Below are 25,241 nucleotides of genomic sequence, written 5' to 3'. Positions count from 1 at the left end.
ATCGACAAAGATCGCAGGTGGTTTCAATTCATCGTTGAAAGACTTCCGCTTTCCGGCAGATTGTAACGGCAAGCGCCATGCCCTTAAGCAAAGGCATGGCGGCAGAAACGCCGCGCGGAGGGAGAATTCATGGAACGCTACTTCAAGCTGTCAGAACATGGCAGCAATGTCAGGACCGAGGTGATCGCCGGTCTGACCACATTCCTGACGATGGCCTATATCATCTTCGTCAACCCCGACATCCTGTCCTCGACCGGCATGGACAGGAATGCGGTCTTCGTCGCCACCTGCCTTGCCGCCGCGCTTGGCTCGGCGATCATGGGATTGCTGGCGAACTGGCCGATCGGCATGGCGCCCGGGATGGGGTTGAACGCATTCTTCGCCTTTACCGTCGTGGGCGCGATGGGGTTCACATGGCAAGAGGCGCTTGGCGCGGTCTTCATCAGCGGCGTGATCTTTCTGATCCTGACCGTTACGGGAATCCGAAGCTGGCTGATTTCGGGAATTCCGATCTCGATGCGCAGCGGTATCGCGGCGGGCATCGGGCTGTTTCTGGCCATCATCGCCATGAAATCCTCGGGGATCATTGTCGCGAATGACGCGACCTTCGTCGCGCTGGGCAATATGACCGAGACCGGGACGCTTCTTGCCATCATCGGTTTCTTCATCATCGCCGCGCTTGATGCACTGAAAGTGCCCGGCTCGATCCTGATCGGGATCCTGGTCGTGACGCTTGCCGCAATCCTGCTGGGCGTCAGCGAATTCGGGGGCATCATGTCCATGCCGCCGTCCATTGCCCCGACCTTCTTTCAGCTGGATCTGATGGGGGCGCTCAGCTTCGGCATCTTCCATGTCATCCTTGTCATGATCCTTGTCGAGGTTTTCGACGCAACCGGCACGTTGATCGGCGTGGCAAAACGCGCCGGGTTGATGAAAGACGAGCCCGCGCATGAGAACAAGAACCTTGGCCGCGCCCTGATGGCGGATTCATCGGCAATCCTGGCCGGTTCCGTGCTGGGGACATCCTCGACCACGGCCTATGTCGAAAGCGCCTCGGGCGTACAGGCAGGGGGGCGGACCGGATTGACGGCCCTCGTCGTCGCGGTCCTGTTCCTGCTGGCGATGTTCTTCGCGCCGCTGGCCGGATCGGTGCCCGCCTATGCGACGGCGCCTGCCCTGCTTTATGTGGCAACGCTGATGGTGAGGGAACTGCGCGAGGTCGATTTCGACGATGTGACCGAAGCCGCGCCCGCCGTTTTGACCGCCATCGCAATGCCCTTCACCTATTCGATCGCCAATGGTCTGGCCTTCGGCTTTATCAGCTATGCGGTGCTGAAGCTGCTGACGGGCAAGGCGCATCAGGTGCATCCGGCGACATGGCTGGTGGCGGCATTGTTCGTGATCCGCTTTGCCTTCTTCCCCGAAGGCTGAGCACGCGTACGAAAAAGCCGGGGGCGCCCTGCCCCCGGGTCATTTGCCGCGCGGCAATCCGATCGCGTCAAGCTCGGCTTCGATGCCCGACAGGGCTGCGCCCCGTATTTCCGCAACCAAAGCGTCAAATCGTTCGCGCAGCGCGATCTTCTCATCGCCCCGGCAATCGTTCCACGGTCGCCCCTGCAACCCCATATGCAGCACGTAATAGCCGATGAAATGCGGCCGTTCTCCGTTCAGCAGCAAGGCGCGATAGGCCGCATCCGCGCCTATTTCACGCAGATACGCCTCATCCGGCACCCCGGCGGCGATCAGGGCCCGCGCGGTGGCAGGGCCGATATTGGGAATATTGGTCAGATCGCCCGTCATCCGTCTTTCCAAAACTTATGATTTCCTGTATCAGCCCCGGAACCTCAAGGACAGCACGGCATGAGTGATAACGCCAGCAAAACCGCCCCGGAAACCGTAACTGCGGCCAAAAAGCTCTTCATCAAGACCTATGGCTGCCAGATGAACGTTTACGACAGCCAACGCATGGCCGAGGCCATGGGCAGCGAAGGCTATGTCCTGACCGAGGATCAGGCCGAAGCCGACATGGTTCTGCTGAATACCTGCCATATCCGGGAAAAGGCGGCAGAGAAGCTTTATTCCGATCTGGGACGGCTGAAACCCTTCAAGGCCGAAAAGCCGGACCTGAAGATCGGCGTGGCGGGCTGCGTCGCGCAGGCCGAGGGCGAAGAAATCGTGCGCCGCATGCCCATTGTCGATCTGGTCGTCGGGCCGCAGACCTATCACCGCCTGCCGCAGATGCTGCGCGGTGAAGCGCCCCGGATCCTTACCGATTTCCCGGAAGAGGATAAATTCGATCATCTGCCGAAAAACCGTGCCACCCGCCGCGCCCCTGCCGCTTTTCTGACCGTGCAGGAAGGCTGCGACAAGTTCTGCGCCTTCTGCGTGGTCCCCTATACGCGCGGCGCCGAGGTCAGTCGCCCCGTTCAGCGTATCCTGAGCGAGGCGCGGGATCTGGTGTCACGGGGCGTGCGTGAAATCACGCTTTTGGGGCAGAATGTGAATGGCTGGCACGGCAAGGGCGAGGATGGCCGCGAATGGGGCTTTGGCCGTCTGATCCGGGCATTGGGTGAGATCGACGGGCTGGACCGTATCCGCTATACCACCAGCCATCCCAATGACATGGCCGATGACCTGATCGAGGCGCATCGCGACGTGCCGCAATTGATGCCCTATCTGCATCTGCCGGTCCAATCGGGCAGCGACCGCATCCTCAAGGCGATGAACCGCAAACACACCGCTGCGGAATATCTGCGCCTGATCGAGCGGATCCGCGAAGCCCGCCCCGACATCATGCTGACCAGCGATTTCATCGTCGGCTTCCCCGGCGAAACCGACCAGGATCATGCCGATACAATGCGCCTGATCGAAGACGTCGGTTTCGGCACCGCTTTCAGCTTCAAATACTCGCCTCGCCCCGGCACCCCTGCCTATGAGCGCGAAGAGATCGACAGCAAAGTCGCGGACGCCCGTTTGCAGGAATTGCAGGCGCTTCTGACCCGGCAACAAAAGGCCGCGCAACAGGATATGGTCGGCCGGACGCTTGGTGTCCTGTTCGAGAAACCGGGGCGCATCCCCGGTCAGATGATCGGAAAATCCGATTATCTGCATTCGGTCTTCGTGGATACGGGCGATGTGCAGATCGGCGATCTTGCGCAGGTCCGGATCGTCGAGAGTGCAACCAACTCCTTGCGCGGCGAACTGGCGGCCTGAAGCAGCGGACAATCAAACATCGCATTAAAAAAGGCCGCACCCGAAGATGCGGCCCTGTAACCCGGATGCGTCCGGATTCAGAGATCGGCAGGCACTTTGCCGCCATTCTCTTTCAGCTTCTGGATCACCTGCTTGTGCAGCCAGGTATTCATCTCTGCCGAACCGTTCAGTTCGCCGGTATACCCCAGTTCCTGCGCCAACTCCTTGCGGTGATCAAGGCTGCTGTCCAGACCGAGTGCTTTCATCAGATCGACGATCGAACTCCGCCAGTTCAGCGTCTGCCCGGATTTTTGCACCGCTCCGTCAAGCACTGCCGCAACATCGACCGCAGCACCGGATGATTGTGGCGCTTTCGCGGCTTCGGGTGCCTTGTCTGCCGGAGCGCCTGCCGGAGCCTTGGCAGCGGGTTCGGTGGCGGGCCGGGTCGCAGGATCGGCTTCTGCCGCTTCGGCTTCGCCCCAGATTGCGCCTTTGATTTTATCGAAAATGCCCATAGTCCCCTCGATTCATCCAAGATTGATGCCTGCCGCTCACGGCGGCGTGAGTAAGATAACGCAGGTTAACGCCGGATCGTGATTAATGGTTCCCGATGCCAGCGGTTTATCGCAAAGAACTCTTCGCGGGTGCCGCAACCTCATCCGCGCAGGCGCCGGGCGGCTCGACCTCGATCGTTGCATGGGCTATGCCGAAATCCCGGTGCAGCATGTCTTTCGCAGCGTGAATCGCCCTGGAATAGTCGTCGGATTCAACCACCAGATGCACCGAGACCGCATTCCTCCGCTCATCGATCTGCCACAAATGCAGGTGATGAGCGTCGCGCACCCCGGGCAGATTCCGCAATGCCTCGATCGCGGCTTCCGGATCGCTTCCCGGCGGAGCGCCCAGCATCAGCATACGGAGCACGGGTCCAAGATCCGGCAGGATATGCCACAGGATCGCACCCGAGATCGCCAGCGTCAGGATCGGATCGGCCAGATTCCAGCCAAAGGCCCAGATCAGCAGCCCGCCGATAATCACCGCCACCGATACCGCGGCATCGGCCAGATTATGCATGAATGCCGCCCGGATATTCACACTGTCCTTGGACAGCCGGTACACCAGCGCCGCTGTCCCCAGATCGATGATCAAGGCAAATGCCGCCAATCCCATGACCACCCCACCTGCGACCTCGGGTGGATTGAAAAGACGCCCGATTGCCTCGATGGCCAGCCATACCGAGATGGCGATCAGTGCAAGGTAATTGACAAAAGCCGCCACCACCTCTGCCCGGCCCCAGCCAAAGCTCATGTCGGGCGAAGCATCGCGCCGCGCCAATCGCCGCGCGCCAAAGGCAAGCACCAGCGCCAATGCGTCGGAAAGGTTATGCACCCCGTCCGCGATCAGCGCCGTGGATCCGGCCAGCAATCCGCCGATGATCTGCGCCGCCGTCAGAAGCAGATTGACGACCACAGCCCAGCCGATCGCATGGTCACCGTGATGATGGTGATGCCCATGCGCATGATCGTGCGAATATCCGTGCCCGTGGGAATGTCCCATCACCCAATCCCGTCAATGCGCTTCGGCCCAGTTTTCCCCGATACCCGCATCCACAACCAGCGGCACCGAAAGTTTGACGGCAGGTTCAGCAGCAGCTTCCATGACCTGACGCGCGGCAGCTATGAGATCTTCCGCTGCGCTTTCCTCGACCTCGAAAACCAGTTCGTCATGAACCTGCAACAGCATCTTCGCGGGCAGATGACGGATCGCCGCATGCATCCGGATCATTGCCCTGCGAATGATATCCGCCGCCGCACCCTGAATCGGCGCATTGATCGCCGCGCGCCGCGCGCCTCCCGCAGCCGGACCAGAGGCATTGATTCCGGGTGTGTTGATCCGCCGCCCGAACAGAGTGCGAACGAAACCATGTTCTTTCGCGTCCGCCACGGTCTTGTCCATATAGACGCGAATCTCGGGGAAGCGTTCGAAATAGGTATTGATGAAGGCCTGCGCTTCGGCCCGGGGGATCCGCAGATTGCGCGACAGGCCATAGCCGGAAATGCCGTAAATCACGCCGAAATTGATCGCCTTGGCCTGACGGCGCACCATCGGATCCATTCCCTCGACCGGCACATGGAACATCTGGCTGGCGGTCATGGCGTGAATGTCTATCCCGTCCCTGAATGCCTGTTTCAGCGCCGGAATATCCGCGACATTGGCGAGTATCCTCAATTCGATCTGGCTGTAATCCAGACTGACCAGACGATGCCCCGGCGTCGCTACGAAAGCCTCGCGGATACGGCGGCCTTCATCGCTGCGCACCGGAATATTCTGCAGGTTGGGGTCGGTCGAGGCCAGCCGCCCGGTCTGCGCCCCGGCGATGGAATAGCTGGTATGGACCCGGCCTGTATCCGGGTTCACATGGGATTGAAGCGCATCGGTATAGGTCGATTTCAGCTTGGCGACCTGCCGCCAGTCCAGGATCCGCGCAGGCAAGTCATGACCTTCCGCCGCCAAATCTTCCAGCACATCGGCACTGGTGGAATAAGCCCCGGTCTTGCCCTGCTTGCCACCCGACAGACTCATCTTGTCGAACAGAATCTCTCCCAGTTGCTTGGGGCTGCCGACATTGAACTTTTCGCCCGCAAGCTGATGAATCTCTTCCTCGAGCTGCGCCATCTTCTGTGCAAAGGCATTCGACATGCGCTTCAGCGTATCGCCATTGACCTTCACTCCGGCCATTTCCATACCGGCCAGAACCGGGATCATCGGACGCTCCAGCGTTTCGTAAGCGGTCGTCACCCGCTCGCTGGACAATAGCGGCGCGAAATGCTGCCACAGACGCAGCGTTACCTCGGCATCCTCGGCAGCATAGGGGGCGGCCTTGTCGATGGCGACCTGAGCAAAGCCGATCTGGGCCTTTCCCGAACCGATCAATTCCTTGATGGGGATGCATTTATGGCCAAGATAACGTTCGGCCAACTCATCCATACCGTGGTTATGGGTCCCCGCATTCAATGCATAGGACATCAGCATCGTATCCGTGACCGGCGCCATGCTGATTCCGTGACGAGCGAGGATCTTCCAGTCATATTTGACGTTCTGGCCAATCTTCAGGATCGCCGGATCCTCCAGAACGGGCTTTAACGCCTCCAGCACCTCGGCGGTCTCAAGTTGTCCCGGCAACCGGTCGCCGCTGCCGAACAGGTCCCCCTCGCCCTCGACATGGGCCAGCGGGATATAACAGGCATCGCCCGGGCGAACGGCAAGCGAGATGCCGACAAGCCCGGCCTGCATTTCGTCAAGCCCGGTAGTTTCGGTGTCGATGGCGACATGCCCGGTCTCGCGGATGTCATCGATCCATGCCTCAAGGGCGGCAAGGTCGGACAGGGTCTGGTAGCCATTCGCGCCCATCGCCGGCATATCCGGCGCGGCAGGGGCGATGCTTGCCGGGGCAGAGACCACCGCAGGGGCCTCGACCCCAAGTGTCTCGGCCACGCGGGCGGTCAGTGTCCGGAATTCCATCCGGCTCAGAAAGTCCAGCAGCGCTTCGGATTCAGGATCGCGCACCTCCAGGCTTCCCAATGAGAAATCCAGCGGCGTCTGGCAATCCAGTTGCACCAGCTTTTTCGAGATGCGAATCTGTTCGGCAAAATCGATCAGGGTCTGGCGGCGCTTGGGTTGCCTGATCTCTCCGGCCCGTTCCAGCAGGGCTTCAAGATCTCCGTATTCATTGATCAGCAAAGCGGCGGTTTTCACCCCGATTCCCGGTGCGCCGGGCACGTTATCGACCGAATCCCCGGCCAACGCCTGCACATCCACCACGCGGTCGGGGCCAACGCCAAATTTCTCGACCACCTCATCCGGACCGATGGCCTTGTTCTTGATCGGGTCAAGCATGTTCACGCCCTGCCCGACAAGCTGCATCAGATCCTTGTCACTGCTGACAATCGTGACCGCCCCACCCGCATCGCGGGCCTGACAGGCCAGCGTCGCGATAATATCATCGGCCTCGAACCCTTCCGTCTCGATGCAGGCGACATTGAAGGCGCGCGTCGCCTCGCGGGTCAGGGGGAATTGCGGGCGCAGATCCTCGGGCAGTTCGGGGCGATTGGCCTTGTATTCCGGATAAATATCATTGCGAAAGGTTTTCGAGGAATGATCGAAGATCACCGCGACATGAGTTGGCGCGTTACTGCCGTTCTGACCGCTGATATATTTCCACAGCATATTGCAGAAACCCGCCACCGCCCCGATCGGCAGCCCGTCGGATTTCCGGGTCAGCGGTGGAAGCGCGTGATAGGCGCGAAAAATGAATGCCGATCCGTCGATCAGGTGAAGATGGCAGCCTTTGCCGAAGCCGGTCGAAGTCATGGGTCATCCTTTCGCGCTGTTATCCGGTTTTGGCACGAAGTGACGGCGGGGCAAAGGGGGCGTTGCTCCCCTTGCGGTTCAGGGATCGGCAAGCTGCGTCTCATCGCCAGTTCCGGGGCGCAGGACAAGCGCGCTGCCAAGGCCGGGCGGCGGCACATGCGCAAACCACCATGCAAATGCGAAAAACAGCATCGTACGCCAGGACGGACGGCTCCAGACCGGCATGCCCAGAGCGGTCAGCAGTTCGCCCGCCTCGCCAGCCTGCCCGACGCGAACAAAGACTCTCACGCCGCCGATCGCCTGCGACAGATTCGATAGCGTCAGCCCGGAATGCCTGTCGGTCGCGACCGGGTCGAAGCCATGCGCTTCCAGCACGCCCATCAACATCGCAACGTCCGCAGCCCCATCTCCGACCGCAATCTGTTCCATAGCGTCTGTCATGCCGTTTTCTACCGCCAATCCGACCGATATCTGACATGCAGTGGAACGGGATGGCAAGCCGCGCCTATTACTGCGGTATTTTCGGCTTTTCACCCGGCGCAGTCGTGAACAGATCGGCCCATTCGGGATGCTTGGCATATTGCGCCTGCACATAGGAGCATAGCGGAATGATGGTCAAGCCATTCGCCCGCGCATCCTCGACCATGTGACGGACCAACGCCCCCGCGGCGCCCGTGCCCCGCAGTTCTTCGGGTGCACCGGTGTGATCGGCACTGATCCGCCCCTCACCCCGGCGCGTAAAGGTCAGTTCCGCCTCTGCATCGATTCCCGCCACATGCGCTACATAGCGACCATGCCGGTTGTCGATTTCCTCTTTGGTGATGGTAATATCCGCCATCTCATTCTCCTTTCAGCCAATCCTGCACAATCGCCACATCATCCTGCGTGATTTCATGGCCCGCGGAAACCGAGCGCGCGTCAAGATCGGCGCCGCTCGCTTTCAGCCAATCATTCAGACGCGCAGCATAGGGCCCATAAGGATCCCGTGCACCGGTCACCGTCAAGACCTGAGTTCCGCTTAGGCTGCTTACCGGCAAATCCTCAAGCGCGGCCATCGCGCGCAACAGAACGGCCCGGCGCAGCAGCCCCGGATACAGCGCCATCACCGCCGCCGCGAAATTCGCGCCATTGGAATATCCCAATACGGTCGTGCGCGCCGGATCCAGATCATAGGCTGCAATCGCGCCATGCCAGAACGCCTCAAAAGCGGCCGCCTCGGCACGGATATCGTCCTGATCGAAACTGGTCATGGTAATGCGGCGGAAGAAACGTGGCATCCCCTCTTCATTCGAGCGTCCGCGCACCCCCAGCAAACGCGCCGTGGGCGCGATTCGATGCGCAAGCGGCATCAGATCGGCCTCATCCCTGCCCGAGCCAGGCAGCAGGATCAGGGCAGAACCATCCGTTGTGTCGGGCTGATAGATGCGGTGGATAAAGGGAAGCTCTCTCATCGGAATCCTTTCCTCGCCCGGGCGGGCGAATTGAGGAAGTGACACGCGCAGATCATCCGCGCGGCCCGCAAAATGCGGAGGGATCATCAGGGTCTCACCCAGCCGGGCCTCATCCACGCCCATGCCGGGACCGTCGGTTGCCAGTTCGATCAGGATACCGGCGGGTTCGCGGACATAAAGCGAGGTGAAATATTTTCGATCATGCAGCGTGACCTCGCCACCGTTCAGGCGTGACAATTCGGCATGATGCGCCTCGATCGCGTCGATGTCGGCCATCCGAAAAGCGACATGATCAATCACGCCGCTGCCAGGAATGCTTGGGACAAAGCTCGAAGCATCGCGGATATCCACGGCATCGCTGTCTGAAATCAGCCTTACGACACCCGCTTCCACCGGCCCCGGCCGATAGCCGAAACGGCCAAGGAAAGCTGCCGTCTGCTCGGGCAGTTCCGACCATAACGTGACCGAGCGCAACCGCTGCGGTGCGGCAGGCCATCCCTGATCCGGCACATCCGTCCCGACCAGCTTGACGATGATCCCGTCCGGATCTTTCAGCCGCAGAACCGGCTCGCCGAATTCACGGGCAGGTCCCTCGACAGGCAGCCGGTGCTGCATGGCGCGGGTCAGCCAGTCTCCGATACGCGCACGCGGAATGGAAAGGGCGATCTCGGCCACCTGTCCATGCCCTACACGTCCGGCGGCTCCATCCTGCCAGATCAGAAAACTGACCAGGCTTCCCGGATCACCTGCCGCATTGCCGTAAAACAGATGCAACTGCTCGGCATCCTCGAAACCCGCGCTTTGCTTGACCAGCGAAAGCCCCAGGAATCCCATCCAGAAATCGACATTCGCCTGAACATCGCGGGTGATCGCCGTCACATGATGAATACCGCTGGTCATGCCCCGGACTCCTTTCTGCTTGCGTGTAAGATGCTCTATCTGCCGGCCCGCTGCCAGCGGCGTAACAGCCTACCCGGCGTTCGCGAATCCAGAACGTGTTTCCTCTTGGCCGTTCGCGAAAATCGGCCCATTCTGATCAATATCACAAGGAGGCACCTATGAGTTGGAACCCCGCATTGACCCCCGGCTGTCCGGACGAGATCGGACCGGACGCCATCGAGACCCTGATCGTTCCCCGCGCCCGCGACCTTGGCGATTTCGAGGTCCGCCGCGCCCTGCCCGCCCCGAAACGGCAGATGGTCGGGCCGTTCATCTTCTTCGATCAGGCCGGACCCGCCGAATTCCTGACCGGGCAAGGCGTGGATATACGCCCGCACCCGCATATCGGGCTGGGCACCGTGACCTATCTTTTTCGCGGCGATTTCCATCATCGCGACAGTACCGGCGCCGATCAGGTCATCCGTCCCGGCGAATTGAACTGGATGGTCGCAGGCAAGGGCGTCACCCATTCCGAGCGCACTTCCGCCGCCGGACGTCAGGGGCCGAACAGCCTGTACGGAATACAGACATGGATCGCGCTGCCGGAAAGTCACGAAGACATTGCCCCCACATTCGAGCATCACGGCAAGGGCACCCTGCCCGAAATTCACGATGAAGGCATCGAGGCCCGGCTGATCCTGGGTCGTGCTTATGGCGAAACGGCCCCGGCCAAAATGTATTCCGACAGTTTTTATCTCGACGTCACCCTTGCGGCTCGGGCGCGTTTTCCCTTGCCCAAGGATCACGAAGATCGCGGGCTTTACATTACCGAGGGATCGATTCGCATCGCCGGACAGGAATTCGAGGCCGGGCAAATGATGGTCTTTCGTCCCGGCGACGAGATCACGGTGGCGGCAGGCGATCGCGGCGCAAGGCTGATGGCTCTTGGCGGCGAGACGCTGAACGGTCCCCGCTACATATGGTGGAATTTCGTCGCCTCCTCGCGCGAAAGGATCGAAGAGGCAAAGCGCGAATGGCGCGACGCCCGCTGGGGTCAGGGTCAGTTCGACCTGCCGCCGGCGGATCGCGACGAATTCATCCCCCTGCCGGATTGACCCATTCGGGGTATCAGTCCCGTCATCTTGCCGGTGTCACACATGGTCTTCTCGTCGCGCTCTGACTGGCGTAAAGGAAGACCATGACCGATTATGACGCATTACATGCGCGGATCCGCGCCCTGACGGAAGGCGAAACCGATGAAGTTGCGCTTATGGCTACGTTGGCCTGCGAGATCCACCACTCGGACGAGCGATTCGACTGGACCGGGTTTTATCGCGTCGTCGCGCCCGAACTGCTGAAGATCGGCCCCTATCAGGGCGGGCATGGCTGTCTGGTCATCCCGTTCTCCCGTGGCGTTTGCGGCGCGGCAGCACGCAGCGGCGAGGTTCAGATCGTCGCTGATGTCGACGCCTTCCCGGGTCATATCGCCTGCTCCAGCACGACCCGCTCGGAAATCGTATTGCCGGTATTCGGCAAGAGCGGAAGGTTGATTGGCGTGCTGGATATCGACAGCAACCGCGCAGATGCCTTCGGACAACAGGACGCCACGCGGCTGGTAGAGATATTGGAGGAAGTCTTCGATGGGTTCTGAATTTACCGGGCATTGCCTGTGCGGCGAAGTGCGCTTTCGTGGGCAATGGGATGAGGCCGGATACAGCGCGTGCCATTGCGGGCAGTGCCGTCGTTGGTCCGGGCATCTCTGGGCCAGCGCGGCTGCCCGCGCATTGACCATCGAGGGGCCGATGAGATGGTATCGCTCTTCCGACGAGGCAGAGCGCGGCTTTTGTCCGGAATGTGGCAGCAGTCTGTTCTGGCGAAAGATCGGCTCGGACAGGGTGGCCGTGGCATCGGGTGCGGTGGATGAACCCACGGGTTTGCAGCTGACCGGGCATATTTTCGTGACCGACAAGGGGAACTATTACGAGATCGCAGATGGTCTGCCGCAAGAGGCGCAGTCATGATCTGGGAAACATTGGCCAATATTCCGCTGGCACAGCTCATGACCTTCATTGCGGGTGGGCTGGTGCTGAATTTCGCGCCGGGTCAGGACGTGTTCTTTGCCAGCGCCTGCGGTATTCAGGGCGGACCAAAGGCCGGAATACTGGCCGGTCTGGGGGTTGGTCTGGGCGTATTGATGCACCTGACCATGGCGACGGTCGGGCTGGGGGCAATCGTCGCCACACATCCCGGCATCCTGACCGCAATCAAATATGTGGGTGCCGCCTATCTTCTGTGGCTTGCGTGGAAAAGCTGGACCGCAGGGCCTGTAGATCCTTCGGCAAAAGGCAGTGTGCGACCCTGGAACATCATTCGCCGCGGGTTTCTGTCCAATGCGATGAATCCCAAGCCTGTGCTGTTCCTGCTGGCATTCCTGCCTCAGTTTACGAATCCCGCCTGGGGGCCGGTCTGGCAGCAGATACTGGGGCTTGGGCTAATCTTCATCGTGACGGGGACCATCGTCACGATGGGTTACGGTATCGTCGGCGGGTTTGCAGGTCAGGTGATCGGAAAGCGGCTTGGGCTGGTTAACCGGATCGCGGCATTCATGTATGCCGGACTGGCGCTGCGCCTTGTGGCGAAATGATCTCGGTTTACGCGCCACCCCCGGATCCGCCTGAGGTGATCCATGCCGATCATGAAATTCTGGTCGTGGCAAAGCCCTCGGGCCTGCTTTCGGTTCCGGGACGGGGGCCCGACAAAGCGGACTGCATGATCGAGCGGCTGCGCGGCGCCTTTCCGACCGTGCTGCTGGTGCACCGGCTGGATCTGGATACATCCGGCGTGATGATCTTTGGCCTGACTCCGCATGCACAGCGCTTCCTGTCGAAGCAATTCGAGGAAAGGCAGGTCAAGAAAACCTATATCGCCCGCGTATATGGGCGGCTGGAGCCGAAAACCGGCCGGGTCGATCTGCCGCTGATCGTGGACTGGCCCAACCGGCCCCGGCAAAAGGTCGATCACGCCGAAGGACGACCCGCGCAGACGGATTGGCGCGTCATCCGTGCTTCGGATGATGAAAGCCGGGTGCGGTTATTTCCATTGACCGGGCGCAGCCATCAGCTTCGGGTGCATATGGCCGAGACAGGACATGCCATCCTTGGCGATCCGCTTTACGCGACGGGGGAAGCTGCGGATTTTTCAAGACTGATGCTCCATGCCGAGGGCCTGCGCATCAGGCATCCCGATAGCGGCGTGCAGCAAAGTTTCAGCCTGCCCGCCCCGTTCTGACGCCCCGCGTTTCCCGGCCCACGATTCGCTGGGCGGGTTCCCTACCAGCGAAGGATCGCGGATCCCCAGCTTAATCCGCCGCCGATGGCTTCGGTCACAAGAAGATCTCCGGGTTTGAACCGGCCCTCGTCATTCGCAACGGACAGGGCAAGCGGGATCGAAGCGGCCGAGGTGTTGCCGTGATCCGCAACAGTCAGGACAACCTTTTCCATCGGCAAGCCCATTTTCTGCGCTGTGGCCGAAATGATTCGCAGATTGGCCTGATGCGGGACCAGCCAATCGACATCCGCCGGGGCCAGACTGGCCTTGTCCAGAGCGGCATGCGCCGTCCTGGTCAGCTTTTCGACCGCATGACGGAAAACCAGATTTCCCTGCATCCGCAACTGTCCGGCAGTTCCGGTCGTCGAGACGCCGCCATCGACATACAGCAATTCGCGATACTGGCCGTCACTGTTCATGTCGCAGGCAAGGATGCCACGATCGCTGTTATCGCCTTTACCCTCTTGCGCTTCCAGAACGACCGCGCCCGCACCGTCGCCGAACAACACGCAGGTGCTGCGATCGCTCCAGTCCATGATCCGCGAAAATGTTTCCGAGCCGATGACCAGAAGCCGATCAGCCTGCCCCGAGCGGATCAGGGCGTCGGCATTGGCAAGCGCAAAGACGAAGCCGGCACAGACGGCCTGAACATCAAAGGCAAAGCCTCGGGTCATTCCCAGTCCGGATTGCACGATGGTCGCCACTGCCGGAAAGGTGAGATCCGGTGTCGAGGTCGCAAGCACGATCCCGTCCAGATCGTCCGGCCGCAATCCCGCCTTGTCCAGTGCCGCGCGGCCGGCACGAATTCCCAGATCACCGGTGGTCTCGCCTTCTGCCGCGAAATGCCGCCGCTCGATGCCGGTTCGGGTGCGGATCCATTCGTCGGACGTGTCCAGCTTGTCTTCGAACCAGCTGTTCTCGACCACTCTTTCGGGCAGATAATGGCCTGTTCCGGTAACGACCGCGCGCCTTGTTGTCACGATGTGGCTCCTCCTGATTCCGTGCCCAAGGGCAGAGTGGCGGCGCTTTGGGCGACACGGGCGGCCAAGCGGTCCTGAAAGCCGGATTTGGTCAACTGAAAGGCCAGCTTGATCGCCGCGGAAACGCCGGTGGCATCGGCCGAGCCATGCGACTTCACGACAGTGCCGTTCAGTCCAAGAAATATCCCGCCATTGACGCGGCGCGGGTCGATACGTTTCTGCAGACGCTTGAGCGAAGTCATCGCCAATAACGCTGCGAATTTGGACAGGATCGAATTGGCGAACGCCTGGCGCAGAAACTCACCGACCAGTTTCGCCGTGCCTTCACCGGTCTTGAGCGCGATATTGCCCGTAAATCCATCGGTCACGATAACATCGACGCGCGAGGACGGAAGATCACCCCCTTCGACGAAACCGACATAGCGGAAATGCCCCGCCTCGGCAGCGGCGGCAATCAGGTCGTTGGCATGTTTCAGTTCAGCCCGACCCTTATGTTCTTCGGTGCCGACATTCAGAAGCCCGATTCGCGGATCGGGGATGTCCAGCCCGTTGCGGGCATAGGATGCGCCCATCAACGCATATTTCAGAAGATCAGATGCATCGGCACGGATATCGGCGCCCACATCCAGCATGACATTGAAGCCGCCCGGATTCTTCGACGGCCACAGGCAGGCGATCGCCGGGCGGTTCACACCCGGCAATTTCCGCAGCCGCAACATCGACAGCGCCATCAATGCCCCGGTATTGCCACAGGACACAGCGGCCCCCGCCTCTCCGGCGCGAACCGATTCGAGGGCGGACCACATCGAGGTGTCACTCCCCTTGCGCACGATCTGACTGGGCTTGTCATCCATCGTCACCACGCCTGCGGCATGACGGATGTCACAGCGGCCGGCCAATTCCTTGCGCCGGGAGATCAGGTGCCCAAGCTGGCTTTCGTCGCCATGCACGACAAACCGTATCTCGGGATTCTTCATGGCGCTTTCAGCCATGCCGGCGACAACCACCGAGGGGCCACGATCACCCCCCATGGCGTCAACCGAAATCACCACGCTTCCCCCTTCTCCAGAGGCGCATGGTGCCGATGTGTTCGGTTCGGTAGTCATCAAATGGCGAAGCCGACCCCGATCAGGCCGCGTCGTCGTCGAGATCGATTTCGTCAGCCTGCGCGATCACTTCGCGATCACCATAGTGACCGCAAGACGAGCAAACATGATGCGGGCGTTTCAACTCGCCGCAATTCGAGCATTCATTCGGGTTTCCCGCGACCAGAGCATCATGCGCACGGCGCATGTTACGCTTGGAACGGGTTACGCGGTTCTGAGGGACAGCCATGTCACAACCTCGGTTAGCTGGGTGCCCTGCCCTTGCGGCAAGCGCACCATGTGTATTGAATTCGCAAATGAACCGCGCAGATACGCCATGACGGGCGCGCCTGCAAGCCCTTGCAGCGGTGCTTGAGCGGGAAATGTGTTCTATCCGCCGCCGTGCGCCCGGATCGTGGCGCGAAACCCACGCTTTCGCAAGAGGATTTCATCGCCGGAGGGCGCGGATAGGACGATCCCGTCACTCCTGATTCCCGCCACCTTTCAGCAGTTTGTCCAGACCGGCGAATGGCCTGCGGGTTTCGGGTTCTTCGGCGTCGTTCGACTCTGCCGGCAATTCCGCATCGGGCGCCCGCGGATAATCCGGCAAGGACAGCGTCAGTTCCTCGATCATCACTTCCGCCAGATCGATGAACTGACCCAATGGTTCCTGCGTCTCATCCGGCATTTCGATCTCTTCACCTTCAGGTGATTGGAAATGCAGCGAATAATGGCGCTGCACCGGCTGCGAAAGATCGGTTTTCACCGGCTTGAGGGTGATCACGCATGGCTGAACCACCCGCGCCGACAATTGCCCTTCCAGCCTCCATGCCTCGCCACCCTCGGCCCGCACATGCCCGGAAAATTCAAGCCTGGTCAGCCGCAGAAGCCCCAGATCCTCTGCGATGGCGGCCCGGGTTTCCTCGTCTGGACGCAGAATGAAAGGCGTGGCGGCACGAGGATTCAAATGCGCGACGCGCAGACGTTGCGGATGAGATTCGGGGGCGGTCATAATGGTCCTCTGGGGGCCGGCAGGCAGATCGGCATCCACAAGGATACGAAACAGCGATGTCGGACGATGATGGATATTCTTGAGCGTCGGTGACGAGTTTGCTAAGGCGGACGGGCCGCGTCAACAGTCCGAGCGAAGGGAAACCGAATTCATGGCCGCCATCCGGCAGATTTTGATTCTGGGCCTAGTGGCCATTCTCGGGCTTGCAGCCTGCTCCCCGGTCTATCGCAATCACGGATTTGTTCCGCCTGACATTGACCTGGCGCAGGTCGTTGTGGGCCAAACCACGATGGATCAGGTGCCACAGCTTATCGGACGCCCTTCCGCACAGGGGCTGCTGACCGGGTCGGGCTGGTACTATGTCGGCTCGCGCTGGCGCCATTTCGGCCCCCAGAAACCGCAGGAAGTCAGCCGCGAGGTCGTGGCGATATCCTTCGATCAGCAAGGTGTCGTCCGCAATGTCGAACGATTCGGACTCGAGCAGGGTCGTGTCGTCACATTGTCACGTCGCGTGACCGATACAAGCGTGACCGAAATCTCGCTGATCGGGCAAATCCTTGGCAACCTGGGCAATTTCCAGGCCGGCGATTTCATCGACTAGGGACGGCATGACCGCGCTTGACGAACTCGCGGTGGTGCCATTCCATGACGCCGCCTCTCCGCAGCGGGCAAGAATACTGTCGCGGTTGGCGGATACCGAATTGTCGGTTGCGTTGGCTCGCGAACCCGCTGGGGATCGGCTCGAATTGCAGATATTCCCTCTGGAGTCGGGACCGGTCGCGCTGGCCTGCGACGGTGAAGACCGGTTGGCCGGCTTTTTCGGAAAGCCGGTCTCTTTTGCCGCGATGCCGGGGCGTGTGCTGGCAGGGTTGCTGCAGCAGGAAAAGGCGGGACTGCTTGTCAATCCGGGCTTTCCTTCGGAAATGTTGCTTGATGCCGCGATGCTGCACTGGCTGACGGATGCCCTGGCGGCAACGCCCGAAACAGACGAGGCGCGGCTGCGTCTGACCGCCGCCGCCCCGACCACCGTCGAGGCATTGGCCGAGCCTTTGGCAATGCGGTTCGCGGATATGAGCGGGCTCATTTCAGGAGCGGCACTCGCCGGGATAGAGGGTGAAAATGGCCCCTCCGGCCATATTCTGCTGATCGCCGGAGCCGCAACCGAACATCAGCCCGCAATCGCCAAGGCGCTTGCAGAGGCGCTTTCCTTCCTGCCTTCGCAGCCCGGCGGGGTTGATATCAGCTTCTCGGATACCAGACCGCCACAAGCAGCCCTGCGCTTCAATCTTGAACCTGCTGAAACGCCATCTGCGGAAAAGCCGAAAGCTCCTCCGCGGTTACGCTGATCACCGCGGAACAAGCCTGTTGCGCGGCAACCGCGAACCTGCCAGAAACGACGAATGCAGCTACGTCACAAGGCTTTGTTGGTACATCTTCTGACCGCAACCGGTGCGGTGCTGTCCATGCTGGCGATGCTGGCGGCAGCCCAATCCGAATGGTCGCTGATGTTTCTGTGGCTGGTCGTCGCCTTCGCCGTGGACGGAATCGATGGCCCCCTGGCGCGCAGATACGACGTCAAGACAAACTGGGCCAATTATGACGGCGTGTTGATGGATCTGATCATCGATTACCTGACCTATGTCTTCATTCCGGCTTTCGCATTGTTTCGGTCCGGCTTGCTTTCGGGCTGGACAGGATGGGTCGCGATCATCGTGATCGTTTATGGCAGCGTCGTATATTTTGCTGATACCCGCATGAAAACGAATGATAATTCTTTCGCGGGATTTCCCGGGTGCTGGAACATGGTGGTGCTGGTCCTTTTCGCGGTGAAACCGCATTGGGCCGTGATCATGCTGATCGTGATCGCACTGACGATCGCCACATTCACCAATATCAAGTTCATCCACCCGGTCAGGACGGAACGCTGGCGGATGGTCTCATTGCCCGTCGCGATTCTCTGGGTGATCTTCGCTGCCCGCGCCGCCTGGGTCGATTTCCATCCGTCAAGCTGGGCGAACTGGGGACTTGTGCTAACCTCTATCTGGCTACTGCTTGCCGGCCCGTTGCAGCAATTGCTGCCAGAGCGCAGATGACCCCTGCAGTCTGATCCTTCTACAGCGATAGACAGGCCCCTGTATAAAGAAGAATACCATGCGGATGCTGAGCAATCGAAAGAGATTTTCCGACCTGACCGAACGCGAAGTGCTGGCGCTTGCCATCTCATCCGAAGAGGATGACGCGCGAATATACCGTAACTGGGCCGAATTCCTGCGCGAAGATTACCCTGCGACAGCGGCGATTTTCGACGGTATGGGCGAGGAAGAAGATGAGCATCGCAGGATCCTGATCGATGCCTATCGGCAGCGTTTCGGTGAAGCTCTTCCCGTGATCCGGCGCGAGCATGTGGCGGGCTATTACAGCCGTCGTCCGGCATGGATGATGCAGAATCTGTCCTTGGAAACCATCCGGGGCGAGGCCGCATTGATGGAACATGATGCGGCGGAATTCTATGTTCAGGCAGCACGGGTCACAACCGATGCGGCCACGCGCAAGCTGCTGGGCGATCTGGCCGCCGCGGAACGCGGGCATGAACAGCGTGCCGAGGAACTTGCCGATGAGCATCTGACGCCCAAGGCACGCGAAGACGAAGGCGCGGTCGCATATCGGAATTTCGTGCTGACATGGGTTCAGCCGGGGCTGGCGGGATTGATGGATGGCAGCGTTTCGACGCTTGCGCCGATTTTCGCGACGGCATTCGCCACGCAGGACACGTCGACGACATTTCTGGTCGGTCTGGCCGCCAGCCTGGGTGCAGGGATAAGCATGGGCTTCACCGAAGCCGCCTCGGACGACGGAATCGTGTCGGGGCGCGGATCACCGATCCGCCGGGGCATTGCCTCGGGGGTGATGACGGCACTTGGCGGGCTGGGTCATGCCCTGCCCTATCTGATCCCGCATTTCTGGACCGCCACGATCATCGCCTGCATCGTGGTTTTTATCGAGCTTTGGGCGATCGCGTGGATACAGAATCGCTGGATGCAGACCCCGTTCTGGCGGGCCGCGCTTCAGGTGGTTGTCGGCGGCGGTCTGGTCTTCGCAACCGGAGTATTGATTGGCGCAGGTTGACGCCGCAAGGAGGAAAAAATGACCTACAAACCCGTTCCCTTGCCCGATCGGGTACAGCTTTCTCCGGATATGTCGCTGGCGAAGCTGCGGGAATTCCGGGATTACATGCGGCGACGGCACAGCGTCCGGGATTTCGCAGATACGCCCGTCTCGCGCGAGGTGATCGAGACCTGCATCGAGGTTGCGGGAACGGCGCCTTCCGGGGCAAACCAGCAACCGTGGCATTTCGTAGCCATCGGCGATTCCGCGATGAAAGCCCGTATCCGCAAGGCCGCGGAAGAGGAAGAACAGGCTTTTTACGCGGGAGGCGGCGGGGATGAGTGGCTCGCCGCTCTGGAACCGGTCGGCACCGGCCCGGACAAGCCGCATCTGACGATCGCGCCCTGGTTGATCGTGGTTTTCGCACAGCGTTACGGATTCAGCGACGGAGAGAAGCGCAAACATTACTATGTTCCTGAAAGCGTGGGTATCGCCTGTGGAATGCTGATCGCCGCGGTTCATCACGCCGGGCTGGTTACGCTGACCCACACACCCAATCCGATGCGCTTTCTGAACGAATTATGCGGCCGGCCAGTGAATGAAAAGCCGGTGATGATCCTGCCTGTCGGCCTGCCTGCGGATGACGCGGTTGTTCCGGAAATCGCCAAGCGCAAGAAGCCACTTGGCGAGATCCTTTCGGTTTTCTGATATCCTGTCCGACATCCCGATCCCGTTTGTCGGATTGAATACCGGTTCCGTCCCGGAAAGGCTTAACCCTTCAGCCCCAGATCCATCAGGGACTGGATTTTTTCCTTGGATGTTTCCGCCACGACGCGCCCCAGTTCCTCTTCTCCGCGCAGCACGACAAGGGTCGAGCGACGCGGAATATTCATCTCGCTGACGATAGGCTTGTCTTTCCACATATCCCAATCGGCCAGCATGAAAGTCATGGCCTTGTCATAAGCTGGATCCTCTTCGCGCAGAGCCGAGATCACTCTTGCCTGCGCCGCACAGGTCGTACACCAGCTTGCCTTGAAATCAAGGAAGACAGTCTCGCCATTTGCCAAAGCCTGCTCAAGCACCTTGGGATTGTAGGTCACAAAATCATTTTCAAGCATCTCATTCGCGAGCGTGACATGGGGTAGCGCAAATGTCAGTGCCGTACAGACGGCCAGAAAATTTCGGCGTTTCATGATTGGTAATCCTTCCTTGGTTGAAAATCAGATCGAGACAGAAAGATCCTGCAGCCAGACCGGCAGATACTGGACGGCAAGAAATTCGAGATATTGAACGAGCCCGGATATCAGGGCGATCCCGACAAGGATGAAGATGATCCCGATGACCGGCCGCGACCTTATCGCCAAAGCCTGCGCCCTTGCGCGGTTGCGCATCAGAAGATCGCGGGCGCCATATCCAAGCGCGAGGATCAGCGTGGCAACGCCGAAGGAAAATGCCAGCATGATCGCCCCGGCCTGGAACAGGCCCCCGCCACTGCTGGCCAGGGCAATCGCCCCGCCAAGTGTCGGCCCGATACAGGGGCTCCATGCGGCGCCAAGCAATGCGCCGCCCAAAACCTGTCCCATCAGGCCATGATTCCGGGTCTGGTCGATCCGGGCATCCGCGCGGGCGGCAAGCCCTGCGGTCGCGGTTTGGAACACGACACCTGCCTGTGGCAACAACAACGCCGCGCCGAACAGCATCATGCCGATGGCCGCGATCATATTCAGCCTTTCCTCGGTCAGGCCAAGCACCTGGCCGAAAGCCGCGACGAACAGGCCCAGAATGACGAAGGAAACGCTCATCCCGGCGGCCATTGCCACGGGGCCAAGCCGGTGTTGTCCCAGTGCCGAACCGATGACGATGGGCAGAACCGGCAATACGCAGGGATTGATAAGCGTCAGCAAGCCCGCGAGATAGGCAAAAATCAATGTCATCCTGTTCTCCTTTGCATGGAGATACGGATGCCCATCAGATGCCGTTACAATGGCGGCCTCACGTTTGCGAGATGCAGCCTGCCCCCTGTAATCCGCCTTCCACCGTGCGCTGCGGGCACTTTGCCCGACCCGGTATCACGCGCCTTTCGGCCGAAACGCCTTGATCTTCGCCGGGTCGGTTTCGATCCGGCCGGCACCGATCAGATCAAGGCAATAGGGCACCGCCGCGAAGACCGCATTCATGCAGGTCGCGATCGCAGAGGGTTTGCCGGGGATGGTGATGATCAGGGTTTCCCCGCGGATCACTGCCGTCTGACGCGAAAGAATCGCGGTCGGCACCTCGGTCAGCGAGGCACGGCGCATTTCCTCGCCGAACCCCGGCAGTTCCTTGTCCGCCACATCCATGACCGCCTCGGGGGTCTGATCGCGGGGCGCTGGGCCGGTGCCGCCGGTCACAAGGATCAGATCGGCGCCGTTATCGGCCAGTTCACGCAGCTTCACGGTAACGCATTCACGTCCATCCGGGATGATATGGCGATCGATCTCGATGGGCGAAACCACCACGTCGCGCAACCAGCTTTCGGCCCCGGGACCGCCTTTATCCTCATATTCGCCGCGCGACGCCCGGTCGCTGACAGTGACAATCGCGATCCGGGCGGTCAGGCGCTGCTCGCTCATGGTTTGAAACGGGCGTTGCGATTTCCGATCAGTTTCAGCCGCAGGGCATTCAGGCGAATGAAGCCCGCCGCGTCCTTCTGATCATAAGCGCCGGCATCATCCTCGAAGGTCACATGCGCCTCGGAATAAAGCGAATGATCCGACCAGCGGGCCACGGTCCGCGCCAGCCCTTTATAAAGTTTCAGCCGCACCGTACCGGTCACATGCTCTTGCGATTTGTCGATCAGAGCCTGCAACATTTCGCGTTCCGGGCTGAACCAGAAACCGTTGTAGATCAGTTCCGCATATTGCGGCATGATCTGGTCTTTCAGATGCCCGGCACCGCGATCCAGCGTGATCTGTTCGATGCCGCGATGCGCCTCCAGCAGAATGGTGCCGCCCGGGGTTTCATAGACGCCGCGCGATTTCATTCCGACGAACCGGTTCTCGACCAGATCGAGGCGACCGATACCGTGCCTGCGGCCATATTCGTTCAACGCGGTCAGAAGCGTGGCCGGAGACATCGCCTCGCCGTTGATCGCCACCGGATCGCCCTTCTCGAAGCCGATTTCGATGAATTCCGGCTGATCGGGGGCATTTTCCGGATGATCGGTCCGCTGATAGACATAGTCTGGCGCTTCCGCACCCGGATCCTCCAGCACTTTTCCTTCGGACGAGGTATGCAGCAGATTCGCATCCACGCTGAACGGTGCTTCGCCCCGTTTATCCTTGGCGATGGGAATCTGGTTCTGTTCGGCGAATTCCAGCAGCTTGGTGCGCGACGTCAGATCCCATTCGCGCCATGGCGCAATGACCTTGATCGCCGGATCAAGCGCATAGGCGGCGATCTCGAAACGCACCTGATCATTGCCCTTGCCGGTCGCTCCATGCGCAACCGCATCGGCACCATGTTCCTGCGCGATCTCGACCAAGCGCTTGGAAATCAGCGGACGCGCGATCGCGGTGCCAAGAAGATACTGCCCTTCATAGACCGCATTGGCACGGAACATCGGGAAAACGAAATCGCGGGTGAATTCCTCGCGCAGATCCTCGATATGAATATTCTCGGGCTTGATGCCCAGCATCTCGGCTTTCTGGCGGGCGGGTTCCAGTTCCTCGCCCTGCCCCAGATCGGCCGTAAATGTGATGACCTCGCAACCATATTCGGTCTGAAGCCATTTCAGGATGATCGAGGTGTCGAGCCCGCCCGAATAGGCAAGGACGACTTTTTTCGGCGCGTCGGACATGCGTTCAACCTTTTGTCAATTTTCCCGGGGAATATGCCTCTTTCGCGGCTGTCACAAGAGCAGGCGCCGGTTTAACTGCCGGTTTCGCGCCGCCATGGCCATTTCACGGGAATATTTGCCGCCCGGCTCCGGCGGTTTACATCGGATCTGCCCCTATCATCCCACGCCCCCTTGCCAATTCCGTTCATTCGCGGCATGGGCAAGGCCATGGAAAACTTCGCTCAATCCGTCCGTCAGGCCGAGGCCGCGCTGCGCGACCTGTTCGAGCCGACCCCGCTTCAACGCAATGACCATCTTTCGGCGAAATTCGGCGCCGATATCTGGCTCAAGCGCGAGGATTTGACCCCGGTCCGCAGTTACAAGCTGCGCGGCGCCTATAACGCCATGCGCAAGCTGATCGAAAGCGGCGCGGGCAGCAATGCGCATGTCGTCTGTGCAAGCGCGGGCAATCATGCCCAGGGCGTGGCCTATGCCTGCCGTCATTTCGGCGCGCGCGGCACGATCTTCATGCCTGTCACGACGCCCAAGCAGAAGATCGACAAGACCCAGACCTTTGGCGGCGACTCCATCGAGATCGTGCTGACCGGAGACTATTTCGACCAGACCCTGGCGACCTCGCAGTCATTCGCAGCCAAGCATGACGCGCAATTCCTAAGCCCCTTCGACGCCGCCGACGTGATCGAGGGGCAGGCCACGTTAGGGCTGGAATTTCTGGAACAACTGGGCCGTGCGCCCGATCTTGTCGTTTTGCCCGTGGGCGGCGGCGGCATGTCCTCGGGCGTGGTCCGCTATCTGGGCGAAACCGCGCCCGAAACCGGCTTCGCCTTTGCTGAGCCCCTTGGCGGGGCCTGCCTGCACGCGGCATTGAAAACCGGCGCGCCCGTCGCCCTGCCCGCCATTGATACATTCGTCGATGGCGCGGCCGTCGCCCGCATCGGCGGCCTGCCATTCGAAACCCTGTCCCGCTTCTTGCCCGAGGATGTGCATATCGCGCCCGAGGACCGCATCTGCCGCACCATGCTGGAAATGCTGAATGTCGAAGGGATTGTGCTTGAACCATCCGGCGCGCTTGCCATCGACGTCTTGTCCGATATCGGCGACCTGACCGGCAGGACGGTAGTCTGCGTCTGTTCCGGCGGAAATTTCGATTTCGAGCGGCTTCCCGAAGTCAAGGAGCGCGCGCAGCGCTTCTCGGGCATCAAGAAATATTTCGTATTGCGGATGCCGCAGCGACCCGGCGCCTTACGCGATTTCCTTCAGCTTCTGGGCCCGGATGACGATATATCGCGCTTCGAATATCTCAAGAAATCCGCCCGGAATTTCGGTTCGGTGCTGATCGGGATCGAAACCAGCGATCCCGCCAATCTGATCGCCTTGATGGAGCGTCTTGACCATTCCGAATTCACTTATCGTGACATTACCAGCGACGATTTGCTTTCGGAATTGCTCGTATAACGACGAATTTCGCCCTGCCGGAGGTCACGGAACCCCGGCGGGCATCACGACCGCCGGCTTCTCCCGCCATATCGCAGCGCGATCGTCAGCATCTCTCTCGCGCCCGGATCGGCAAGCATGGCTGTGGCCTGTCCGGCAGGGAACCAATGCGCTTCATGGCCGGGCTCGGTCGGTGCCGACATTTGCATGATCGGGCGCGCAATCCAGACCGAACACAGCTTTTCCGCATAAAACCCATATTCCGGCATGAAACAAAACCTGCGATAGGTCCCGACCCGCCGTGGCGAGGATATCGTCCAGCCGGTTTCTTCCATAACCTCGCGATGCAGCGCAAAAATCGGAGCCTCGCCAGGATCTATTCCACCACCCGGAAGCTGGAATTCAGGCTCGGACCCGTCCTGATATGTCAGCAAGATCCGCCCCTCACGCAACAGGACGGCATAGGCTCCGGGTCTGCGCCGATATTGCCGCCCGAATTCCGGGCTTGCGCCGAAACGTCGGATCATCGGCGTCTTCTTTGCAAGAACTGAAATGCGCAACGCAGGT

General features: G+C 60.5%; 29 protein-coding genes. 13 read left to right on the top strand and 16 right to left on the bottom strand.

Features of this window, described 5'->3' with window-relative positions; translation table 11 throughout:
* Positions 1-129 precede the first annotated feature (129 nt).
* On the top strand, positions 130-1,431 hold the full coding sequence (locus Q0601_RS00470) for an NCS2 family permease (protein WP_305285964.1): 1,302 nt from the start codon (positions 130-132) through the stop codon (positions 1,429-1,431).
* A gap of 39 nt (positions 1,432-1,470) precedes the next feature.
* On the opposite strand, the gene Q0601_RS00465 is transcribed toward Q0601_RS00470, so the two are convergent.
* Entirely contained in the window at positions 1,471-1,800 is a 330-nt protein-coding gene (locus Q0601_RS00465) for a TfoX/Sxy family protein (RefSeq protein ID WP_305285961.1), read from the bottom strand.
* 60 nt (positions 1,801-1,860) lie between these two features.
* On the opposite strand from Q0601_RS00465, the gene miaB reads away from it, so the two are divergent.
* The gene (miaB, locus tag Q0601_RS00460) at positions 1,861-3,213 is read left to right on the top strand and encodes a tRNA (N6-isopentenyl adenosine(37)-C2)-methylthiotransferase MiaB (protein WP_305285959.1); all 1,353 of its coding nucleotides are present in this window, start codon (positions 1,861-1,863) and stop codon (positions 3,211-3,213) included.
* A 77-nt stretch (positions 3,214-3,290) separates the two neighbouring features.
* Here miaB and Q0601_RS00455 read toward each other — a convergent pair whose 3' ends face one another.
* From Q0601_RS00455 to Q0601_RS00430, 6 genes are all read right to left on the bottom strand, one after another.
* A complete protein-coding gene (locus Q0601_RS00455) occupies positions 3,291-3,707 on the bottom strand; it encodes a DUF3597 domain-containing protein (RefSeq protein ID WP_305285957.1) in 417 nt (138 codons plus the stop codon).
* 106 nt (positions 3,708-3,813) lie between these two features.
* Positions 3,814-4,749, bottom strand: coding sequence for a cation diffusion facilitator family transporter (locus Q0601_RS00450; RefSeq protein WP_305285954.1), 936 nt, complete (start codon positions 4,747-4,749; stop codon positions 3,814-3,816).
* A 12-nt stretch (positions 4,750-4,761) separates the two neighbouring features.
* Positions 4,762-7,563, bottom strand: coding sequence for a DNA polymerase I (gene polA / locus Q0601_RS00445; protein WP_305285952.1), 2,802 nt, complete (start codon positions 7,561-7,563; stop codon positions 4,762-4,764).
* 78 nt (positions 7,564-7,641) lie between these two features.
* Positions 7,642-8,004, bottom strand: coding sequence for a putative signal transducing protein (locus Q0601_RS00440; RefSeq protein ID WP_305285950.1), 363 nt, complete (start codon positions 8,002-8,004; stop codon positions 7,642-7,644).
* A gap of 67 nt (positions 8,005-8,071) precedes the next feature.
* Positions 8,072-8,401 (bottom strand): GNAT family N-acetyltransferase, encoded by a 330-nt coding sequence (locus Q0601_RS00435; protein WP_305285948.1) that lies wholly within the window; start codon positions 8,399-8,401, stop codon positions 8,072-8,074.
* A 1-nt stretch (position 8,402) separates the two neighbouring features.
* On the bottom strand, positions 8,403-9,914 hold the full coding sequence (locus Q0601_RS00430; RefSeq protein ID WP_305285946.1) for a VOC family protein: 1,512 nt from the start codon (positions 9,912-9,914) through the stop codon (positions 8,403-8,405).
* Between the two features lie 158 nt (positions 9,915-10,072).
* Between Q0601_RS00430 and Q0601_RS00425 the strand changes: the two genes are divergently transcribed.
* From Q0601_RS00425 to Q0601_RS00405, 5 genes are all read left to right on the top strand, one after another.
* Positions 10,073-11,008 carry a pirin family protein gene (locus Q0601_RS00425; RefSeq protein WP_305285944.1) on the top strand — a complete coding sequence of 312 codons (936 nt, stop codon included), beginning with the start codon at positions 10,073-10,075 and terminating at the stop codon, positions 11,006-11,008.
* An 83-nt stretch (positions 11,009-11,091) separates the two neighbouring features.
* Positions 11,092-11,544: a GAF domain-containing protein gene (locus Q0601_RS00420; protein ID WP_305285942.1), complete on the top strand. Its 453-nt coding sequence runs from the start codon at positions 11,092-11,094 to the stop codon at positions 11,542-11,544.
* Entirely contained in the window at positions 11,534-11,914 is a 381-nt protein-coding gene (locus Q0601_RS00415; protein ID WP_305285940.1) for a GFA family protein, read from the top strand. The genes Q0601_RS00420 and Q0601_RS00415 overlap by 11 nt, the downstream gene beginning before the upstream one ends.
* Positions 11,911-12,537 carry a LysE family translocator gene (locus Q0601_RS00410; RefSeq protein ID WP_305285938.1) on the top strand — a complete coding sequence of 209 codons (627 nt, stop codon included), beginning with the start codon at positions 11,911-11,913 and terminating at the stop codon, positions 12,535-12,537. The genes Q0601_RS00415 and Q0601_RS00410 overlap by 4 nt, the downstream gene beginning before the upstream one ends.
* Positions 12,534-13,181: a pseudouridine synthase gene (locus Q0601_RS00405; RefSeq protein WP_305285936.1), complete on the top strand. Its 648-nt coding sequence runs from the start codon at positions 12,534-12,536 to the stop codon at positions 13,179-13,181. The genes Q0601_RS00410 and Q0601_RS00405 overlap by 4 nt, the downstream gene beginning before the upstream one ends.
* Positions 13,182-13,222: 41 nt before the next feature.
* On the opposite strand, the gene Q0601_RS00400 is transcribed toward Q0601_RS00405, so the two are convergent.
* The 4 genes from Q0601_RS00400 to Q0601_RS00385 form a co-directional block, all read right to left on the bottom strand.
* The gene (locus Q0601_RS00400) at positions 13,223-14,200 is read right to left on the bottom strand and encodes a beta-ketoacyl-ACP synthase III (RefSeq protein ID WP_305285934.1); all 978 of its coding nucleotides are present in this window, start codon (positions 14,198-14,200) and stop codon (positions 13,223-13,225) included.
* Positions 14,197-15,306, bottom strand: a complete 1,110-nt coding sequence (plsX, locus tag Q0601_RS00395; RefSeq protein WP_305285932.1) for a phosphate acyltransferase PlsX — start codon at positions 15,304-15,306, stop codon at positions 14,197-14,199. The genes Q0601_RS00400 and plsX overlap by 4 nt, the downstream gene beginning before the upstream one ends.
* Before the next feature lie 22 nt (positions 15,307-15,328).
* Complete coding sequence (gene rpmF, locus Q0601_RS00390; RefSeq protein ID WP_119746154.1) at positions 15,329-15,535, bottom strand: 50S ribosomal protein L32; 207 nt, start codon at positions 15,533-15,535, stop codon at positions 15,329-15,331.
* A gap of 231 nt (positions 15,536-15,766) precedes the next feature.
* Positions 15,767-16,297: a YceD family protein gene (locus Q0601_RS00385; protein WP_305285928.1), complete on the bottom strand. Its 531-nt coding sequence runs from the start codon at positions 16,295-16,297 to the stop codon at positions 15,767-15,769.
* A gap of 151 nt (positions 16,298-16,448) precedes the next feature.
* Here Q0601_RS00385 and Q0601_RS00380 point away from each other — a divergent pair, with 151 nt between their 5' ends.
* The 5 genes from Q0601_RS00380 to Q0601_RS00360 are packed head-to-tail and all read left to right on the top strand — an operon-like array spanning position 16,449 to position 20,110.
* On the top strand, positions 16,449-16,898 hold the full coding sequence (locus tag Q0601_RS00380; RefSeq protein WP_305285926.1) for an outer membrane protein assembly factor BamE: 450 nt from the start codon (positions 16,449-16,451) through the stop codon (positions 16,896-16,898).
* Positions 16,899-16,905: 7 nt separating this feature from the next.
* Complete coding sequence (locus Q0601_RS00375; RefSeq protein ID WP_305285924.1) at positions 16,906-17,643, top strand: SseB family protein; 738 nt, start codon at positions 16,906-16,908, stop codon at positions 17,641-17,643.
* Between the two features lie 54 nt (positions 17,644-17,697).
* Positions 17,698-18,390 (top strand): CDP-alcohol phosphatidyltransferase family protein, encoded by a 693-nt coding sequence (locus Q0601_RS00370; protein WP_305285922.1) that lies wholly within the window; start codon positions 17,698-17,700, stop codon positions 18,388-18,390.
* Between the two features lie 58 nt (positions 18,391-18,448).
* Positions 18,449-19,423, top strand: a complete 975-nt coding sequence (gene mbfA / locus Q0601_RS00365; RefSeq protein ID WP_305285921.1) for an iron exporter MbfA — start codon at positions 18,449-18,451, stop codon at positions 19,421-19,423.
* An 18-nt stretch (positions 19,424-19,441) separates the two neighbouring features.
* A complete protein-coding gene (locus tag Q0601_RS00360) occupies positions 19,442-20,110 on the top strand; it encodes a nitroreductase family protein (protein WP_305285919.1) in 669 nt (222 codons plus the stop codon).
* A 62-nt stretch (positions 20,111-20,172) separates the two neighbouring features.
* Here Q0601_RS00360 and Q0601_RS00355 read toward each other — a convergent pair whose 3' ends face one another.
* The 4 genes from Q0601_RS00355 to Q0601_RS00340 all read right to left on the bottom strand — a co-directional run bounded on the left by Q0601_RS00355 (position 20,173) and on the right by Q0601_RS00340 (position 23,240).
* Positions 20,173-20,595 (bottom strand): thioredoxin family protein, encoded by a 423-nt coding sequence (locus Q0601_RS00355; RefSeq protein ID WP_305285917.1) that lies wholly within the window; start codon positions 20,593-20,595, stop codon positions 20,173-20,175.
* 27 nt (positions 20,596-20,622) lie between these two features.
* A complete protein-coding gene (locus Q0601_RS00350) occupies positions 20,623-21,336 on the bottom strand; it encodes a cytochrome c biogenesis CcdA family protein (protein WP_305285915.1) in 714 nt (237 codons plus the stop codon).
* A 135-nt stretch (positions 21,337-21,471) separates the two neighbouring features.
* Complete coding sequence (gene mog, locus Q0601_RS00345; protein ID WP_305285913.1) at positions 21,472-22,014, bottom strand: molybdopterin adenylyltransferase; 543 nt, start codon at positions 22,012-22,014, stop codon at positions 21,472-21,474.
* Complete coding sequence (locus tag Q0601_RS00340) at positions 22,011-23,240, bottom strand: argininosuccinate synthase (RefSeq protein WP_305285911.1); 1,230 nt, start codon at positions 23,238-23,240, stop codon at positions 22,011-22,013. Before Q0601_RS00340 ends, mog begins: the two co-directional genes overlap by 4 nt.
* A 207-nt stretch (positions 23,241-23,447) precedes the next feature.
* On the opposite strand from Q0601_RS00340, the gene ilvA reads away from it, so the two are divergent.
* A complete protein-coding gene (gene ilvA, locus Q0601_RS00335; protein WP_305285909.1) occupies positions 23,448-24,695 on the top strand; it encodes a threonine ammonia-lyase IlvA in 1,248 nt (415 codons plus the stop codon).
* A 44-nt stretch (positions 24,696-24,739) separates the two neighbouring features.
* Here ilvA and Q0601_RS00330 read toward each other — a convergent pair whose 3' ends face one another.
* Positions 24,740-25,201 carry an NUDIX hydrolase gene (locus Q0601_RS00330; RefSeq protein WP_305285905.1) on the bottom strand — a complete coding sequence of 154 codons (462 nt, stop codon included), beginning with the start codon at positions 25,199-25,201 and terminating at the stop codon, positions 24,740-24,742.
* Positions 25,202-25,241: the final 40 nt, after the last annotated feature.

Source organism: Paracoccus wurundjeri (genome assembly GCF_030678915.1).
GTDB classification, from domain to species: Bacteria; Pseudomonadota; Alphaproteobacteria; order Rhodobacterales; family Rhodobacteraceae; genus Paracoccus; species Paracoccus onubensis_A.
The sequence above is the reverse complement of the archived record's forward strand: the minus strand, read 5'-3'. Positions and strand labels throughout refer to the sequence as shown.